Here is a 17,632-nt window from a genome sequence, read left to right as displayed (position 1 = left end):
CTTATTGAATACCGAGCGCGATTTTTGCGTATCTTGACATTTTGTCTCGTGTCCAAGGGGGATTCCATACGATGTGAACTTCTGTTTCTTTTACTTCTGGAAGATCACTTAATGCTTTTTTGACTTCATCTACGATAATTGGTGCAAGAGGACAACCCATTGATGTTAAGGTCATGGTGATATCCGCTTTTCCATTCTCATCAAGATCGACATCATAGACAAGTCCAAGGTTGACGATGTCGACATTCAGCTCAGGGTCAATCACCTGTTCTAGGGCGCCTAAAATATTTTCTTTCAATGCTTCATCCATGATATCCACTCCTTTTTCCATTAGTATAACGTACTTTTTCTTATGACTAAACGTTTGTGCTTTTCAGATGTGTCTCAAACCAGTCTATCGTTTCGAACATCGCTTGTCTTGAGACCTTATGTCCAGCTTGTCCATCAGTGATAAAACGAATCAGATGCGGATCCTGCTTATATTGTGTGGCTACTAACTCATCATATAGAGTTTTTGCGTGCCGGTAAGGGACGACAGGATCGTTTTCTGCATGCCAGAATAACAGCGGTCTTTTGTTTAATCGATCTGTTTGCAGCGTTAAATCATATGGGCGCAGGGCGTCTAATTGCAGATGAACCTCTTCGTCTGTAATGTCTTTCATCAACCCTTTGTGACGCATGTCCATGATTTGTGCTTTTAGAAATGTCGTATAGTTTGGACTTCCCATCAAGCTGACAGCGGCTTTGATCCAATCATGCTTGGCAAGTGCACCAAAGGTGGTGATGCCGCCCATGGATGTACCCGCAACGCCTATCAGATCGGCTTCAATCAATTGTTTTTCTTGAAAGTATGTTTTGAGTATATCGATTTCACGAATTTCGTTCAGGACAATTTCCCAGAACTTTGATGCCAGTTCCTCTAAGCTGAGGTTTTCTGATCTTACACCATGATAAGCACAGTCAGGTAAAATGACTCTCATGCCTTTTTCTGCCAAATGGAAGGCAAAGTGTAAATTATGCTCACGTGCACTTGTAAATCCGTGAATAAAAAATACAAGCGGCAGCGGTTTGTCTTTATTTTCAGCTTTTACGATATGTAAAAATGGAATATCGCGCGTAATTTGCTCATCAATGGTGATCACAGCCTATGAATCCTCCTTTATCATTCCCGTCTTTGTTTATTTTAACATGTAGACAACAAAGATGTGATAAAGATACACTATAGAAAGAGGCGCTAACATGAATTGCCTCCTATCACTTACAGATCAAAGGAGATTTTATGGAGACTAAACCTTATCTAATCGCACTTGACCTGGATGGCACATTATTAAAAGATGATAAAACCATTTCTGCGCATACACTTGACGTCATTCAAAAAGTGAGAGACAGCGGGCATCACGTCTGTATATCAACAGGCCGGCCATTTCGTTCCAGCTCTCCTTATTATCAGCAATTACAGCTTGATTCACCCATTGTGAATTTTAACGGAGCGTTTGTCCATCATCCTCTTGATGAAAAGTGGGGCAGATTTCATACGTCACTTGATCTTCAAGTAGTCAAACAGCTTGTAGACATTAGTGAAGAATATAAAGTGCATAATGTCTTAGCTGAAGTGTTAGACGATTTGTATTTCCATTATCATGATGAAAAACTCATTGATATCTTTAATATGAATGCAAACAAAGTCACTGTTGGAGACCTTAGGGACAACCTTGGAGAGAATGTGACGAGCGTGTTAATTCATGCAAAAGAAGAGGACGTCGGAGCCATTCGAAGCTATTTATCAGATGTTCATGCAGAAGTGATTGATCACAGGCGCTGGGCTGCTCCGTGGCACGTGATTGAAATCATTAAAACAGGCATGAACAAAGCCGTTGGACTGCAAAAGATCAGTGATTATTACGGTGTTCCTAAGGAGCGGATTGTGGCATTCGGAGATGAAGACAATGATTTAGAAATGCTTGAATTTGCTGGATGCGGTGTAGCAATGGGCAACGGAATTGATGCCGTGAAACGTGTCTCAAATGAAGTCACTGATACAAATGAACAAGATGGGATTGCAAAGTTTCTAACGAATTACTTCTCGCTTTAATTTTTCCATTCATACATAGCAGATGAAAGCGGGCATACTACCGTTAGACAGGTTGTCCTGTCAGCTTGTGTAAAGGGGCGGATTCCGAATGGGTAAAAGAAGCAAATCGAAACGCTTTATACAACAAGGTAAAGATTCAGTCAGTCTTCATGACGCACGTTTTCCTTATCGTTCGACACTTGAAGAAGCGTCAGACAGAGGGAATATGAAGACTGATGCTTCTGGAGGTTCATTGTGAGAAACGAACTTTTTGATCAAGCCAAATCGTTTACTGAAGAAGCTCTTACTTCTTCATTTTCATCTGGGTTAGAGCGTCAGCAGGCAGTCAAGCGAGCGAAAAATGCCGTATCCTCTGCATTTGCCAATTCGACAGATGCAGAAAGAAACCAGCTGCATACCTTCCAAGACTTGCTCGATGATCTCTAACATAAAAAAGCTGTTCACCTAATGTGGACAGCTTTTTCTGATTCCCTCGCTTATTTGACTTGGAATGTTTTCTTCTCCGTGATTTGTTTCAGCCCTTCTGCTTTTCCTTTAAACGTTACGACTGCTTCGTATGTTCCGGGCTTTACACCGTTTGACCATGTATCTTGAAAATCATAGGCCTCGCCTTTTTTCAGCACAAAAGTTTGGATGGCCTGTGTGAACATACGGTCTTTCGAATAGCGGTATTGTTCATTCCCGTTTTCGTCATACACACTAAGCTCGAATTTTTGGCTTGTGTTAAAAGTAAATTCAAAATCTCGATCTGATTCATTTTTCAGTGACATGTTAAATTGAACTGAAGAACCTTTCTGGACGGGGTCTACTGTGAGCTCAACCGTTTTTTCTCCCATTTGACCGGATACCTCCTTGTCTGGTTCATCCTTTTTTTGTTGTCCACAAGCGGCTAAAACCAATAGAATGAGAAGAAGCACAAACCCTTTTTTCATCTGCTACCCACCTTTTAATCTCGTCTGAAAAATCCAAGAATATTGGTTGTCTGCACAATATTTGTAAAGGCTTTTGGATCGACTTCTTTAATAATTTGTTCAAGTTCATAAAGCTCATACCTTGTAATAACGATCACCATCATTTCCTTTTGCTCGTTGGTGAATGCGCCTTTTGCAGGTACAGTCGTAATGCCTCTGACCATTTTTCCGTAAATGGCTTCTTTGATTTCATCTGCTTTCTTCGTGACAATCATAGCGGTCAGCTTCTCATGTCTTGTATGGATGGCATCAATGACCCTTGTGGTCACATATAATGTGACAAGGGTATATAATGCTTTCTCCCAACCTTGTAATAATCCTGCTGTAAAAATGATGATTCCATTTAAAATGAAGAAATACGTGCCAACTGGTTTATCCTTCCACTTAGCTAAAACCATAGCAACAATGTCTAGTCCGCCTGTCGATGCCCCGTATTTGAGCGTAATCCCAATCCCTACTGCGGATATGACACCGCCAAACACAGCATTTAATAAAATATCGTGGGAAACACTCGTTTCTGGTAAAATGCCAAGGAAAATGGTCGTCAGTGCAACACTGATGATGCTGTACAAAGTAAAGGAACGGCCAACTTTCATCCAGCCTAAAATACCGACTGGAATGTTTAAAATAAATAATAGAATCCCTGTAGATACATAAAATGGCGCATATTGATCGATTAAGCTGGATAACAGCTGGGCTACCCCTGTAAAACCGCTTGCATATACGTCAGCTGGGATTAAAAATAAATTCAGTCCAATCGCATTGAGTAATGCACCAATAACGACGACAATGAGTTTTTTTGCTTCTCCAATGAACATGTTGTCATTCCTCCACTTACCATTCTCTCTATGGTTTTCCCTAAAATTTAGAATTTGAACACGAAAAGATGATTTCTATGATATAGTTAGGCTAAAAAGATGTAAAATATGGCTTATTTTTTAGAAAGAAGGGATTTATATGACTGTTCATATCATAGCAGACAGTGCTGCTGATCTGCCTCTTTCTTATTATGATGAACATAACATAACGCTCATTCCGCTCCGCGTATTGCTTGGCGAGCAGGAATTTGAGGATTTGATCACCATTGAACCAAAACAAGTATTTGATGCGATGAGACAAGGAGCCAGTCCAAAAACGTCACAGGCTTCACCAAACCGGATCAAGGAAACCTTTGTTTCTGCCGCTCAAACCCATACATCTGCTATCTATGTCGCTTTTTCATCAGAGCTTTCAGGTACATACCAGACAGCTGTGATGATGGCAAACGAAGTGAAGGAAGAATACCCGGATTTTGATTTACGAATCATTGATTCTAAATGCGCTTCACTCGGCTATGGGCTTGCTGTCAAACACGCTCAATCACTTGCCATTGACGGAAATACAATACAAGAAATTGAAACGTCTGTAAAGCATTTTTGTGAATCTTTACAACATATTTTTACTGTAGACGATTTATCGTATTTAGCAAGAGGCGGAAGAATCAGTAAAGCGTCCGCATTTGTTGGCGGTTTGTTAAGCATTAAGCCCATTTTACATGTCGAAGATGGAAAACTCATCCCGCTTGAAAAAATCCGCGGACGTAAAAAACTGCTGAAACGCATTATTGAACTAATGAAAGAACGCGGAACGGATTGGTCGAACCAAACGGTCGGTATTAGTCATGGTGATGATCCTGCACTGGCGGAAGACATGAAACAGCTGATCGAAGCCGAATTTCATCCAAAGGAAATTGATATTCAGATCATCGGCGCCGCTGTTGGGTCCCATTCAGGGCCTAGCACGCTTGCGATCTTTTTTACAGGCAAATGATCATAAAAAGCACCCTTCCCTGACACAACACGGGAAGGGTGCTTTTCTTATGAAAGTTTAAATCGCTGGACGGTTTCATTTAACCTCGCTGTCATACTCATCAATTCTTCGACCTGTTTGTTCATTTGATGGAACGATTGCAGCTGTTCATTGGCTGAGGCAGAAATTTCTTCGCTGCCAGCTGCTGTTTCTTCTACAACTGCACTAATATTTTCAATCGAGTGCAGCACTTGTCCGCCAAGTTCTGTTGATTGCATAATTTGGTCATTTAAGACCGCCATTTCTTGTTTAATATGCTGCGCTTTTGTTTCTATATCTTCAAAGGAGTGTGAGGTTTTGTCCATCGCATCCTGCTGCTGAAGTGAAAGTTTGACCCCTTCTTGAACAGTTTGACTAATGGATTGAATGCCTCTTTCAATATGACTGACCATGTCAAAGATTTGTCTTGTTGCATTAGACGATTCATCAGCAAGCTTGCGAATTTCATCTGCTACAACGGCAAAGCCTTTTCCAGCTTCGCCTGCTCTTGCCGCTTCAATGGCTGCGTTTAAGGAAAGCAGGTTTGTTTGGTCCGCAATGTCAGAAACCGTTTTGGCCATGGCCGAGATTCCGCTGGCGTATTGCGTAAATTCTCCTGCTGATTCTTCGATTTGTCTCGTGGCATGTGTATTTTTTTCAATCGCTGTTTTTGTTTCTGTTAACGTGTGCTTTCCGCTTTCTACGGCTTCGATGGCATCCTCTGTACTGCGGATGACCGTTTGCGAGCGTTCTGAATTTTTACGTCCATGCTGGTCCATTTTCTCAATCAAGCTGACGCCGTGCTGGAGATCTTCTGAAATCGCTTGTGACCCATTGGCCATTTCGTCTGTCGAAACAGATACTTGATTCGCAGACTCCATCATCTTTTTGTTTTCATCATTCAGGTGGATCGAGAATGTCTCTACTCGGCTTGAGACATTGCTGATTTCTTTAATCAGACTAATCAACTGATCTGTCATTTGATTAAAGGATTCATTCAAGCCGCCGATTTCATCCTTGCGCTGAATATCCATCCGCTCCACAGCAAGATTGCCTTCTGCGATCTGCTTTGCTCTGTAGGATAGTGATTTGATGGGTGTCACGATGGATCGCGTTAATCCAATATTCAAAAAGACAGCAATGACAATCAGTGTGAGTGCTGAGACGAGTGCACTTGTGATAATCCATTGGACATTGTCTGCTGCAGCCTCTAGATTTTGTTTATACGCTTCTTCTGCCCTTTTATTCATCGTATGCACATCGTTTAAAACGCCATCAATTCTTGCTGCCACACGTCTTGCATCCGATGCGTTTTTTTCACCAATGGCGTTGTTTGCTTCCTTGGTCCACGTGTCAAATTTTGAATTTAACCTTGTTAATGCCTCTTTGTTCATATTTCCTGCATGTTTGTTTAGCGTTTGCAGCTGCTTTTTTGCTGTAGAAATATCGTTTTGAACGATCTCTAGCTGTTCATCTGAGAGTGTCATCGAATAATTGGTCATGGCTTGCTCGACACTTTCAAAGCTTGCCTTCGTTTTTTGTACGTTTAATAAGGTTTGCACATCTGTCTCATTTGATGATTGGATCTTTGTCATGCTGACAATGATAAAGGCGATGACGCCAACTGCTAAAAGAAGTGAAATAAGTGAGTTAAGTAAAATTTTGACGCGTAAGCTCATGATGCGTCCCCCTCTTCTTTTAGAAGCGTCTGCTTCAGACCATTTAATTTTTTGGTCAGTGTCTCAGCATTTTTCAGGATCCGGATTTTTGCCATATCGATTCCATCATTGCTTAAGTCATAGACAACATGACCGCTTTTCATTTGATTGTTCTTGACGAGCTGTTCACTGAATTGATAGACCACTTCATCGACTTTTTTCACCATAGACGAAATGACCGCTTTTTCAGCAGTATAGTACTGATCGCTGTCTACACCAATGGCATATTTACCCTGCGCCTGCGCTTCTTTTAATACACCGACACCTGTATAACCGGCTGCGGCATATAAAACGTCTGCTTTCTTTTTGATCATGTCTTTGGCTATTTTACTACCCTTGCCTGCATCACTAAACGTACCGGCATAGTTGGATAAGATCTTGATTTTCGGATTGACTGATTTGGCGCCTTTTTGAAATCCTTTTTCAAAACGATGAATGACATCTGCGTCAACACCGCCAACAAATCCAATGACATCGCTTTTCGTTGTCATTGCAGCAAGTGCTCCCGCTAAATAGCTGCCTTGCTCTTCTTTAAACGTCACAGAGGTCACATTTTTCAGCTCAGATACAGCATCGATCAAAAGGAACTGCTTCTTCGGATATTTCTTTGCGACTTTTTCCAGGTCTTCTTGCATACTGAAACCTACACCAATGACAAGATCATTTCCATCTTTTACGAGTTCTGTCAGCCCTTTTTCATATGTATCAGTTTCTGCAATTTCTCTATAATCAAATTCAATGCCAAGCTCATCACGTGCTTTTTCTAATCCTTTAAATGATGAATCGTTAAATGATTGATCACCAAGACCATCATCTGTGAGCATAACGCCAATATGCTTCGCAGTTGATTTTGGCGCCCCCTCCTGTTGATTACCGCATGCGGCGAGCACCATAAGCATGGCTGCCATCAGAAGTAATGAAATCTTCACTTTCATCCAAAAACACACTCCTTTTATCATCCTTACTCCTTTTTTATCGGATTTGAGAGGCGTTGTTTCAATGATTAGTGAAGGTTTTTCATGACTTTTTTCACAGAAAAAATCCATTATTTAAGACAAAAATAAAAAAGTGAGCAAATGCTCACTTTTTCTCGTATGTCCAGCCTTCTTTTTGGTAAACTAAATCATTTTTCATGAGATGACCTAGTGCTCGTTTAAAGGCTGCCTTGCTCATTTGAAATCTTTCGCGGATATCCTCTGGATCACTTTTGTCCCCATAAGGCATGGCGCCGTTTCTTGTTCTCATATAGGTTAAAATTTCTTCTGCATCGACAGATAGTGCATCCTGTTTTCTAGGAAGCAGAGAAACGTTCACCGTTCCGTCCTCTTTCACTGCAATGACGCGTCCTGTCACGGTCGATCCTAATCGTGGCTCTTCCTTTCGTTCCGTGCGGTGAATAAACCCACGCACGCCTGTATCTGTCAGCATAAAAGAACCTGTCGCAATTAAACGATAGATTGTTCCAGTGATTTCTTTGTTCATTAAGGTTTCTGGTGCCTCTGTGAACAATTCACTGATCACGTCTTCTGTGGCTGGTTTTGCGAACATTCTGCCGTAGCTTGTGACTTTCAGCATACAGTAGAGTTTGTCTCCTTTTTTCGGCCATGCTTCCTCAAAAGGCGGGAGGTGTTCTGTTGCAACAAGTGCATCCTTTGACAGCCCAACATCAACAAATGCGCCCATGTCTTCTACCACGTCCACGACTTCTACCCAGTCGTATGTATGTGCGTTAATTGTAGGTATTTTCATCGTGGCAGCGAGTCTTTCTTCATGATCTACATATAAGTAGACCTCTACTTCATCTCGGTCACCAATATCTTCTGTCATTTCACTGCGGTGTAAGAGGACCGAATCTTCACCGTCTGTCAAAAAGTAGCCGTATTCCATTTCATTCTCTATTTGCAAGGTCAGTTGCTCACCTGGTCTCATGTTCTCTTCCTTCCTATCTGCCCATAAAAGAGCGTTCGTTCATCTTTTGATTCACTCTATTCTACTATACTTCTTCCTGCATGAACATCTCTAGTTCTGTTAGCTAAAGTGGACAAACTGGACACGATTTATACGGCTGGCGGCTTTACTCTTTGATAAAGTTTTCTTCTTCTGCTATTTGCATGATAAAATAGACGCAATATCTAAACTTGGAGGTCATGTGTGATGGCAAAAGAAAGCTCATTTGACATTGTATCGAAAGTTGAACTGCCTGAAGTGCAAAACGCTGTTCAAGCAGCACTGAAAGAAATTAAAAACCGTTATGATTTTAAAGGAAGTAAAAGTGATATTTCTCTCGAAAAAGAAGAGCTTGTCCTCATTTCTGATGATGACTTCAAACTTGAGCAGTTAAAAGATGTGCTTGTGACAAAGCTGATCAAACGAAATGTTCCAACTAAAAACATCGATTACGGAAAAACTGAGCATGCCCTAGGCGGTACAGTACGCCAGCGTGCGAAGCTGATCAGCGGGATTGATCAAGACAACGCCAAAAAGATCAACGCGCTTATCAAGCAGTCAGGCATCAAAGTGAAATCACAATTTCAGGATGACCAAGTGCGTGTGACAGGGAAAAATAAAGATGATTTACAAGAGGTGATTTCTCTTATGCGCAAGGCCGATTTGCCGATTGATGTCCAATTTATAAATTTTCGATAAATTTCAAATTTTCCATTGATTATTTCTGCATTTTTCGTTACAGTTGATGGAAGTTCAATTCATTGACATGTTCATATTGCTTTCTTATCAAGAGAGGCAGAGGGACTGGCCCTGTGAAGCCTCAGCAACCGGTGTAGTAGAAATCTATTTTCTATGACCAAGGTGCTAAATCCAGCAAGCAACTGCTTGGAAGATAAGGAGAAGAATTACGATACAGCCAAAAAGTCTTCTTCTTATCAGAAGGCTTTTTTTGTTACATAGAAATAAGGAGGAATACAATGGGCCTATTACAAGACTTACAAAACCGCGTACTGATAGCTGACGGAGCGATGGGAACACTTTTATACTCTTACGGCATTGACCGCTGCTTTGAAGAATTAAATTTATCGAAAGAGGATGAAGTGAAACGCGTGCACGAAGCATATGTGCAGGCAGGCGCTGACATCATCCAAACGAACACATACGGTGCGAATTATATTAAACTATCCCGCTACGGCTTAGAGGAAGAAACGAAACGCATCAATACAAAAGCGGTACAAATTGCAAAAGCAGCCGCAGGCTCTGCTTATGTACTCGGAACAATTGGCGGCATTCGAACGTTTAACAAAAATGCTTACTCTATAGAAGAAATCAAACGAAGCTTTAGAGAGCAGCTGTACATCCTATTAAATGAAGAGCCTGACGGATTATTGCTTGAAACATATTATGATATAGAAGAAGCGAAGGCTGTTCTCCAAATTGCCCGCAAAGAAACGACTCTTCCGATTGTCATGAACGTCTCAATGCATGAACAAGGCGTTTTGCAGGATGGTACCCCGCTGAAGGATGGTTTATCTGAGTTATCATCTCTTGGTGCAGATGTTGTCGGCATCAACTGCCGGCTGGGCCCTTATCACATGATTCAGGCACTTGAAGGCGTTCCACTTTTGGAAAATTCGCATTTATCTGTCTATCCTAACAGCAGTCTCCCCTCACTTGAAGCAGGCAGACTCGTCTATGATACCGATAACGATTATTTCCGAAAAAGTGCACTTGAATTTAGAAATCAGGGCGCACGTATTATCGGAGGCTGCTGCGGAACAACACCTCAGCATATTAGCGCAATGGCTGAAGCGGTCAAAGATTTAGCACCGATCACTGAAAAAGAAGTGAAGGTGTTAAAAGAAGAAATCATTTCCATCCAAGATCAGCGCACTGAGCCAGGTCTTGATGAGCTGGCTGTGAAAAAACGATCGATTATCGTAGAGCTTGATCCGCCGAAGAAGCTGAACTTCGAAAAATTTCTCGTTGCTGCAAATGAATTAAAGAATGCTGGCATTGATGCATTGACGTTAGCCGATAATTCTCTTGCGACTCCGCGCATTAGCAATGTCGCTTGCGGCGCATTATTAAAGCAGCAGCTCGATATGCGTTCTCTTGTTCATATCACATGCCGCGACCGTAATTTGATTGGGCTTCAATCTCATTTAATGGGGCTCGACACCCTTGGATTAACCGATATTTTAGCGATCACAGGCGATCCATCTAAAATTGGAGACTTCCCAGGTGCAACATCTGTGTATGATTTAACCTCCTTTGATTTGATTCGTCTCATCAAACAGTTTAACGAAGGCCTTTCTTTCTCAGGAAAGCCCCTTGGCAAAAAGACCAATTTTTCAGTGGCTGGCGCGTTTAACCCAAATGTGCGCCATATTGATAAAGCGGTGAAACGTCTTGAGAAAAAAATCGAATACGGTGCTGATTATTTTATTTCACAGCCTGTTTATTCTGAGGAACAGCTTGTGAAAATTCATGAGGAAAGCCGCCACTTGGATAAACCGATTTATATCGGCATTATGCCGTTAACAAGCAGCCGAAATGCAGAGTTTATTCATCACGAAATTCCAGGCATCAAATTATCTGATTCTATTCGTGACATTATGGCCAAAGCTGGCGAGGATAAAGAAAAGCAGCGAGCAGAAGGCTTAGCGATTGCCCGCTCTTTATTAGATACAGCCTGCGAATTGTTTAATGGCATTTATTTAATTACTCCTTTCCTTCGATCAGATTTAACAGCAGAACTGACCACCTACATCCATCAGAAAGAAAAGGAGTCTAACGTCCATGTCACCTATCACTGAACAGCTCAAAAAACGCATCCTCGTCCTTGATGGGGCAATGGGCACAATGATTCAAAACGCCAACCTGACAGCAGAGGACTTTGGCGGAGAAGAGTATGAGGGCTGTAACGAGTATTTGAATGTGACAGCCCCTCACATCATCTCTAAGATCCATAGGGAGTACCTTGAAGCAAGTGCTGACCTCATTGAAACAAATACGTTCGGCGCGACAAAGCTCGTCCTTGACGAATATGGGCTTGGGCACCTTGCCTATGAACTCAATGTTCGAGCTGCGCAGCTGGCAAAGGCAGAAGCTGACCGTTTCTCCACACCAGAAAAGCCTCGTTTTGTTGTAGGCGCAATGGGCCCGACAACGAAAACATTATCTGTAACAGGCGGCACAACCTTCAGTGAGCTCGTCAGAAATTATGAAGAGCAGGCCCGCGCTCTGATTGACGGAAAGTGTGATGCCCTTCTTTTAGAAACAAGCCAAGATATGCTGAATGTAAAAGCTGGATTCAAAGGGATTCAGGAAGCCTTTCAGCAAACGGGCATCCAATTACCACTCATGGTATCAGGAACGATTGAACCGATGGGCACCACCCTTGCTGGTCAGGATATTGAAGCCTTTTATATTTCTCTTGAGCATATGAAACCAATCAGTGTGGGCCTTAACTGTGCGACTGGTCCAGAATTTATGACAGACCACATCCGCACGCTCTCCTCCATTGCAAAGTCAGCGGTGAGCTGCTATCCGAATGCTGGTCTCCCAGATGAAGAAGGCCAATATCACGAATCCCCTGCCTCTCTTGCTAAAAAAATCGCCGCCTTTGCTAAGGAAGGCTGGTTAAATATTGTCGGCGGCTGCTGCGGGACTACACCTGCGCATATTCAAGCATTGTCAGATGAAGTACGCACGCTTCAGCCGCGTCATATCAACCGCGAATCACCGCAGCATACCGTATCAGGAATTGAGCCTCTTATTTATGAGGATTCGATGCGTCCTCTTTTTGTAGGCGAACGGACCAATGTCATTGGTTCTCGCAAATTCAAACGGCTCATTGCGGAACAAAAGTTTGAAGAAGCAGCAGAAATTGCTCGTGCTCAAGTGAAAAATGGCGCTCACGTCGTTGATGTGTGTCTCGCCGATCCAGACCGTGATGAGGCAGCAGACATGGAAGGCTTTTTACAAGAAGCCATGAAAAAGGTGAAAGCCCCTTTTGTCATTGATTCAACGGATAAACACGTGATTGAAAAGGCACTCACCTACTCTCAAGGGAAAGCCATCATCAATTCCATCAACCTTGAGGATGGCGAGGAACGCTTTGAAGAGATTCTTCCTCTTGTGAAGCTATATGGCGGTGCACTTGTTGTTGGCACGATTGATGAAATAGGAATGGCGGTGACAGCAGAACGAAAACTTGAAATTGCTGTACGTTCTCACGATCTGCTAACGAAGAAGTATGGTATTCCCGCAAGTGACATCATTTTTGATCCGCTTGTCTTTCCCGTAGGCACTGGAGACGAGCAATATATTGGCGCCGCTGAAGAAACGATCAAAGGCATTAAAATGATTAAGGAAACCCTGCCTGAGTGCCTCACCATTTTAGGCATCAGCAACGTATCTTTCGGACTTCCGCCTGTTGGCAGAGAAATTTTAAATGCCGTTTATTTGTATCACTGCGTGCAAGCAGGGCTTGACTATGCCATTGTCAATACAGAAAAGCTTGAACGCTTCGCTTCCATTCCAAAGGAAGAAATCAAACTAGCTGAAACCTTGCTTTATGAAACAAATGATCAAACACTGGCTGAATTCACCCAATTTTACCGCGGCAAAAAGAAAACGGAGAAAAAACCAAAGATCTCCTTATCACTTGAAGAAAGGCTGGCGCTCTATGTCGTCGAGGGAACGAAAGAAGGTCTCGTCGATGACCTATCCCTTGCTTTGGAGCAATATGAATCGCCGCTTCATATCATCAATGGCCCGTTAATGCAGGGAATGGCTGAAGTTGGTCGTCTTTTTAATCAAAACGAATTGATTGTAGCCGAAGTGCTTCAATCGGCTGAGGTCATGAAAGCATCTGTTTCGTTTCTTGAGCAATATATGGAAAAGCAGCATGCGAGCGGGAAAGGAAAGATTCTACTTGCGACTGTAAAAGGAGATGTCCATGATATCGGGAAAAACCTCGTCGACATCATTTTGAGCAATAACGGCTTTCAGGTGGTCGACCTCGGCATCAAGGTGACACCTCAAACATTGATTGAAGCTGTGCAAAAGGAAAAACCAGATATGATTGGATTATCAGGCTTACTTGTAAAATCCGCACAGCAAATGGTACTAACCGCTCAAGATTTACAAAAAGCCAATATTTCTGTTCCTATTTTGGTCGGCGGTGCTGCCCTTTCTCGTAAATTTACGAAAATGAAAATTTCGCCTCATTATGATGGACCTGTTCTTTATGCAAAAGATGCGATGGACGGACTATCATTAGCCAATGAGTTAAAAGCGAATCCTCTTCAATTTCAAACAAAACCGCAAGAAGAGCCAGCGGCACCTTTCAAGGAAAAAGAAGGAAAGCAGCCGAAAGCTGTCATAGAATTACTAGAAAAACGCGCAGCACTCCCGAAGGCACCGGTATTTACGCCAGAAAATACCGCACGCCATTATGTGAGAGACATCGATTTGCATCATATTATGCCTTATGTGAATGAACAAATGCTTATTGGTCATCATCTCGGCTTAAAGGGAAAGATCAAAACCTTATTAGCTGAAAAGCACCCAAAAGCATTGGAATTAAAACAGCTTGTCACAGATCTTCTAAACGAAGGCAGAGAGAAAAACTGGTTTGCGCCAGCATTTGTGTATCAATTCTTCCCTGCCAGTTCAGACGGAAATGATTTGCATATTTATGATCCCGTAGAGCCTGACCGCATCATTGAAACGTTCCAATTTCCAAGACAGGAGAAGCTCCCGTACCGCTCCATTTCTGATTATGTACGGAAAAGTGATGAAAACGAGAAAGATTATATTGCCTTATTCGCCGTCACAGCCGGCGCGCGTATACGCGAGGTCGCGCAGCAATTTAAGCAGGAAGGAGATTATTTAAAAATGCATGCTGTCCAAGCTCTCGCACTTGAGCTTGCAGAGGGATTAGCTGAAAGAACCCACCAAGTGATTCGTGACAAATGGGGATTCCCTGACCCAGTCGATTTTACAATGGAAAAACGATTCCAAGCGAAATATCAAGGGCAGCGCTATTCCTTTGGTTATCCAGCGTGTCCAAATCTTGAGGATCAAGAAAAGCTGTTCAAGCTGCTTCAGCCTGAAAAAATCGGCATCCATCTCACAGAAGGATTCATGATGGAACCTGAAGCATCTGTTTCAGCGATCGTCGTTTCCCACCCTGAAGCTCGATATTTTAATGTTCATTAAGACTGGACCCTCCGTCATTGGGGGTTCTTTTTTGATACACGCTGAGAGGAAAAGGATTTTCCTTTTTCTTATGCCTTCATATGGTACGATACATATAGATGAAATCAGCTAAGAAGGAGTTGCGTGTATTGGAAAACGTTGTACAACGAACTTTAACACTTGATGACATACCCGATCTTATCGCATTGTCAAAAGAGGTCGACTGGCCTGATTACAATGCGGATGAGCTTACATCTCTTTTAACAAACGGATATTTTACAGGTTTTTCAACAACAGATGGACAAGTGATCTCATGTGCAGGACTTTTCCAATATGATAAAGCAGCATCAATTGGTGCCGTTATTGTATCTGAGACACATCGCGGCTTAGGCCTTGCACGGAAAATGATTGACACCCTGCTTCGCAGAAGCGATCAAAGCGTTCCTGTCGTTTTAACTGCTACTGTACAAGGACAGCCCGTTTACGAAAAAATCGGATTTCAAACGGCCGGCTACATTCATACATACAAAGCACAGACCACGAATCCAGCGGCTTTTCGTGTGTCAGGCGGGATTCACCTTTCTCCTGCTGATGAAGCGGACCTTCCGTCTATTGAAGCACTTGACGAAAAAGGTGCAGGCACCAATCGATCAAGCTTTATAAGAAAGCGAATGGAACGAGCATCGTTCCGGCTGATTGCAAAGAATGAGCACCATGAAACAACTGGATTTGCCTTTGGCATCGAAACCCCTGCTAATCTAATGATTGGACCGCTTACAGCAAACGATGAACAAACCGCTCTCTCGCTCATCCAATCACTCATCTCGTCTTATTCAGACGCAATTCGTTTAGATATGCAGGAAGAAACTGCTGAACGCCTGCATGAAACACTTGTTGAAGCAGGATTTACAAAAACAAACGTAGCGCATTTTATGATGATTCGCGGGAAAGAAAAACTGAATGATCCCGCCCTTTTCTATTTCCTTGCCTCTCAAGCATTTTCTTAAAAAACAAACAAGCTGTAGACACTTGATGTCTACAGCTTTTCTATTACTTCTCCCCAACTGACGAAAGAACATGAGCGAGTGCATTTGTGACCTTCCCATGCTCTGATGCATGCGGGCGGTCATCACCATCTCCATAGCCATAATCAATCATTCGATTACGATTTAAGCAAAGCTTTGTCAGCTTCGGCTGGAATAGATCAAATAATTCAAAACGATCTTTTAGCTGCGGGAATTGATTTTGATACTGCTGAATTTCTTCAGCAAGCAAACGCCAAAGAGTCGTTTCATCTAACAGATTGTGATTGTCTAATACGTTGGATACATAACGCAGATTGCAAATAAATAATCCTGTAAAGATAAATTGCACCAGACCTTCTGGCGGCTCACTGCGCAGCACTTCTTTTAAATCTTCTTCTAATGAAGCTAATTCAGGCAGCGGCTGGTCACTTATATTCACATCATCAACGAAATCTTTGATCGCCAAACGATGCGGCTGATGATTTTTTAACACAAGAATTGTATTTTGCCCATGCGGTGAAAAGACTGTGCCGTATTGATACATAAAGTGTAAAAGCGGCGGCATCACGACATGGAAAAACTTCGCCATCCATTCTTTTGCTGAGAGACCTGATTTTTCAATCAGCTGCTTGATATATGGCTCACCTTCATGATCCTCATAAGTGAGTGCCGCAAGTGTAACAGGGCTCTCCCCTTCTTCTAAGTACGTATAAATGCTTTCTCTAAAAATGACACCGAGCATCTCAAGATATTGATACGGCGCACCAGGCAGTTTGCTGTAGTATGGATGATCGACATTGATACTTGCATTCTCACCTGGTAAAATGACGCGGCAGACATCAGATAAAAATGAGTCTTGATCGGCAATCCCTTTAATATGCGCTGTAATGCGCGGGGCAATGACCGTACGTTCTGATGGGAGTCCACGGTACACGAGTGTATTTAAAATACTCATTGGCAGTTTAATATGATGCTTGCCTTTGTTTGAGATATTTGTAAAGGTTCTGATCGACTGCTGCGGGATATATTGATCCAGTCCCTCTCCCAAATACACAATCCGGCGCAAGGCCAAATCTTCCGGGAAATGCTGAATAATCATATGCGTCCACTGCCACTGATGGACAGGCATCATATAATAGTCAGCTGCATTCAGTCCTTCATCCTTTAACACACGCTGAAATTGACGAATCGTGACTTCATCTAATTCTTTGGCGATCACCTGCTCATAGTTTTCATGATCGACTGCATGGAATGTCGCAAGCTCTCTATGTACAGCAATCCAAGACAGCTGCACACATTCCTGCCGTTCTGGTGCATAAGCTAAGTAATCATCGTAGCTGAATCCTATACGTCCTTTGTTATACACAATCCAAGGATGGCCTGTCATTTCTCCTTCAATCCATGCATAATCCGTATCTGTCAGTTCATCCGCACGAAGTGCTTTTTTCGACAGCAAATGGACATCGGCTAACAAAGTATGGTGAAGCTCTTTGATAAGATGGCCTGTTGTATCAGAAGACATTGGAATGATCGGCTGAATGTCTAGTAAAAACACAATGGCACTGACATCCTTTGACCATTTTCCATCTTGACAGCACTCAATTGATTCAGCGATTGTATCAAAACTATCAAACAACCGAGGTTTTGCCAGATAACGATATTTCTTATGTTCGTGAATGATTAATTCATACTGCGCGATGCCATCCTTACAATCCAGCTCAACAGGATGAAGCATGTCCTCATACATATATTCAGACAGCATTTTTGCCACCATTCGCTGGTTTGCCTTTTTCCAAGCAGCAGGATTCACCGCTTTTTTCAATTCATCTTGTACACTCATCG

16 protein-coding genes and 1 riboswitch are annotated in these 17,632 nt (G+C 42.4%); of the genes, 8 read left to right on the top strand and 8 right to left on the bottom strand.

Going from position 1 to position 17,632, the window contains the following annotated elements; translation table 11 throughout:
* Nucleotide 1: 1 nt before the first annotated feature.
* Together NSQ25_RS05420 and NSQ25_RS05415 are read right to left on the bottom strand one after the other, a co-directional pair.
* Nucleotides 2–310 carry a metal-sulfur cluster assembly factor gene (locus NSQ25_RS05420; RefSeq protein ID WP_024425066.1) on the bottom strand — a complete coding sequence of 103 codons (309 nt, stop codon included), beginning with the start codon at nt 308–310 and terminating at the stop codon, nt 2–4.
* Between the two features lie 46 nt (nt 311–356).
* A complete protein-coding gene (locus NSQ25_RS05415; protein ID WP_034282104.1) occupies nt 357–1,142 on the bottom strand; it encodes an alpha/beta fold hydrolase in 786 nt (261 codons plus the stop codon).
* A 137-nt stretch (nt 1,143–1,279) separates the two neighbouring features.
* On the opposite strand from NSQ25_RS05415, the gene NSQ25_RS05410 reads away from it, so the two are divergent.
* The 3 genes from NSQ25_RS05410 (at nt 1,280) to NSQ25_RS05400 (ending at nt 2,518) form a co-directional block, all read left to right on the top strand.
* On the top strand, nt 1,280–2,092 hold the full coding sequence (locus NSQ25_RS05410; protein WP_024425068.1) for a Cof-type HAD-IIB family hydrolase: 813 nt from the start codon (nt 1,280–1,282) through the stop codon (nt 2,090–2,092).
* A gap of 88 nt (nt 2,093–2,180) precedes the next feature.
* A complete protein-coding gene (locus NSQ25_RS05405; protein WP_024425069.1) occupies nt 2,181–2,330 on the top strand; it encodes a hypothetical protein in 150 nt (49 codons plus the stop codon).
* On the top strand, nt 2,327–2,518 hold the full coding sequence (locus tag NSQ25_RS05400) for a DUF3813 domain-containing protein (RefSeq protein ID WP_024425070.1): 192 nt from the start codon (nt 2,327–2,329) through the stop codon (nt 2,516–2,518). Before NSQ25_RS05405 ends, NSQ25_RS05400 begins: the two co-directional genes overlap by 4 nt.
* 50 nt (nt 2,519–2,568) lie before the next feature.
* Here NSQ25_RS05400 and NSQ25_RS05395 read toward each other — a convergent pair whose 3' ends face one another.
* Together NSQ25_RS05395 and NSQ25_RS05390 are read right to left on the bottom strand one after the other, a co-directional pair.
* Nucleotides 2,569–3,024: a BsuPI-related putative proteinase inhibitor gene (locus tag NSQ25_RS05395; RefSeq protein ID WP_024426502.1), complete on the bottom strand. Its 456-nt coding sequence runs from the start codon at nt 3,022–3,024 to the stop codon at nt 2,569–2,571.
* A 14-nt stretch (nt 3,025–3,038) separates the two neighbouring features.
* Nucleotides 3,039–3,881, bottom strand: a complete 843-nt coding sequence (locus tag NSQ25_RS05390; protein WP_024425072.1) for a YitT family protein — start codon at nt 3,879–3,881, stop codon at nt 3,039–3,041.
* 139 nt (nt 3,882–4,020) lie between these two features.
* Here NSQ25_RS05390 and NSQ25_RS05385 point away from each other — a divergent pair, with 139 nt between their 5' ends.
* Nucleotides 4,021–4,872, top strand: coding sequence for a DegV family protein (locus tag NSQ25_RS05385; RefSeq protein WP_024425073.1), 852 nt, complete (start codon nt 4,021–4,023; stop codon nt 4,870–4,872).
* A 47-nt stretch (nt 4,873–4,919) separates the two neighbouring features.
* Here NSQ25_RS05385 and NSQ25_RS05380 read toward each other — a convergent pair whose 3' ends face one another.
* The 3 genes from NSQ25_RS05380 to NSQ25_RS05370 form a co-directional block, all read right to left on the bottom strand.
* Nucleotides 4,920–6,569: a methyl-accepting chemotaxis protein gene (locus tag NSQ25_RS05380; protein ID WP_024426503.1), complete on the bottom strand. Its 1,650-nt coding sequence runs from the start codon at nt 6,567–6,569 to the stop codon at nt 4,920–4,922.
* The gene (locus NSQ25_RS05375; RefSeq protein WP_326136591.1) at nt 6,566–7,543 is read right to left on the bottom strand and encodes a BMP family ABC transporter substrate-binding protein; all 978 of its coding nucleotides are present in this window, start codon (nt 7,541–7,543) and stop codon (nt 6,566–6,568) included. Before NSQ25_RS05375 ends, NSQ25_RS05380 begins: the two co-directional genes overlap by 4 nt.
* 145 nt (nt 7,544–7,688) lie before the next feature.
* Nucleotides 7,689–8,537 carry a S1 RNA-binding domain-containing protein gene (locus tag NSQ25_RS05370; protein WP_024426505.1) on the bottom strand — a complete coding sequence of 283 codons (849 nt, stop codon included), beginning with the start codon at nt 8,535–8,537 and terminating at the stop codon, nt 7,689–7,691.
* Nucleotides 8,538–8,762: 225 nt separating this feature from the next.
* Between NSQ25_RS05370 and NSQ25_RS05365 the strand changes: the two genes are divergently transcribed.
* From NSQ25_RS05365 to NSQ25_RS05350, 4 genes are all read left to right on the top strand, one after another.
* Entirely contained in the window at nt 8,763–9,254 is a 492-nt protein-coding gene (locus NSQ25_RS05365) for a YajQ family cyclic di-GMP-binding protein (RefSeq protein ID WP_012009527.1), read from the top strand.
* Nucleotides 9,255–9,335: 81 nt separating this feature from the next.
* Nucleotides 9,336–9,454, top strand: a riboswitch (SAM riboswitch).
* A gap of 78 nt (nt 9,455–9,532) precedes the next feature.
* Nucleotides 9,533–11,374 carry a bifunctional homocysteine S-methyltransferase/methylenetetrahydrofolate reductase gene (locus tag NSQ25_RS05360; protein ID WP_326136592.1) on the top strand — a complete coding sequence of 614 codons (1,842 nt, stop codon included), beginning with the start codon at nt 9,533–9,535 and terminating at the stop codon, nt 11,372–11,374.
* A complete protein-coding gene (metH, locus tag NSQ25_RS05355) occupies nt 11,358–14,786 on the top strand; it encodes a methionine synthase (RefSeq protein ID WP_326136594.1) in 3,429 nt (1,142 codons plus the stop codon). The genes NSQ25_RS05360 and metH overlap by 17 nt, the downstream gene beginning before the upstream one ends.
* Nucleotides 14,787–14,914: 128 nt before the next feature.
* Nucleotides 14,915–15,772, top strand: a complete 858-nt coding sequence (locus NSQ25_RS05350) for a GNAT family N-acetyltransferase (protein WP_326136595.1) — start codon at nt 14,915–14,917, stop codon at nt 15,770–15,772.
* A 43-nt stretch (nt 15,773–15,815) separates the two neighbouring features.
* On the opposite strand, the gene NSQ25_RS05345 is transcribed toward NSQ25_RS05350, so the two are convergent.
* Complete coding sequence (locus NSQ25_RS05345) at nt 15,816–17,630, bottom strand: IucA/IucC family siderophore biosynthesis protein (RefSeq protein ID WP_046310512.1); 1,815 nt, start codon at nt 17,628–17,630, stop codon at nt 15,816–15,818.
* Between the last annotated feature and the right edge of the window lie 2 nt (nt 17,631–17,632).

This window comes from Bacillus sp. FSL R5-0512, assembly GCF_038593295.1.
Classification (GTDB): Bacteria; Bacillota; Bacilli; order Bacillales; family Bacillaceae; genus Bacillus; species Bacillus safensis.
The sequence above is the reverse complement of the archived record's forward strand: the minus strand, read 5'-3'. Positions and strand labels throughout refer to the sequence as shown.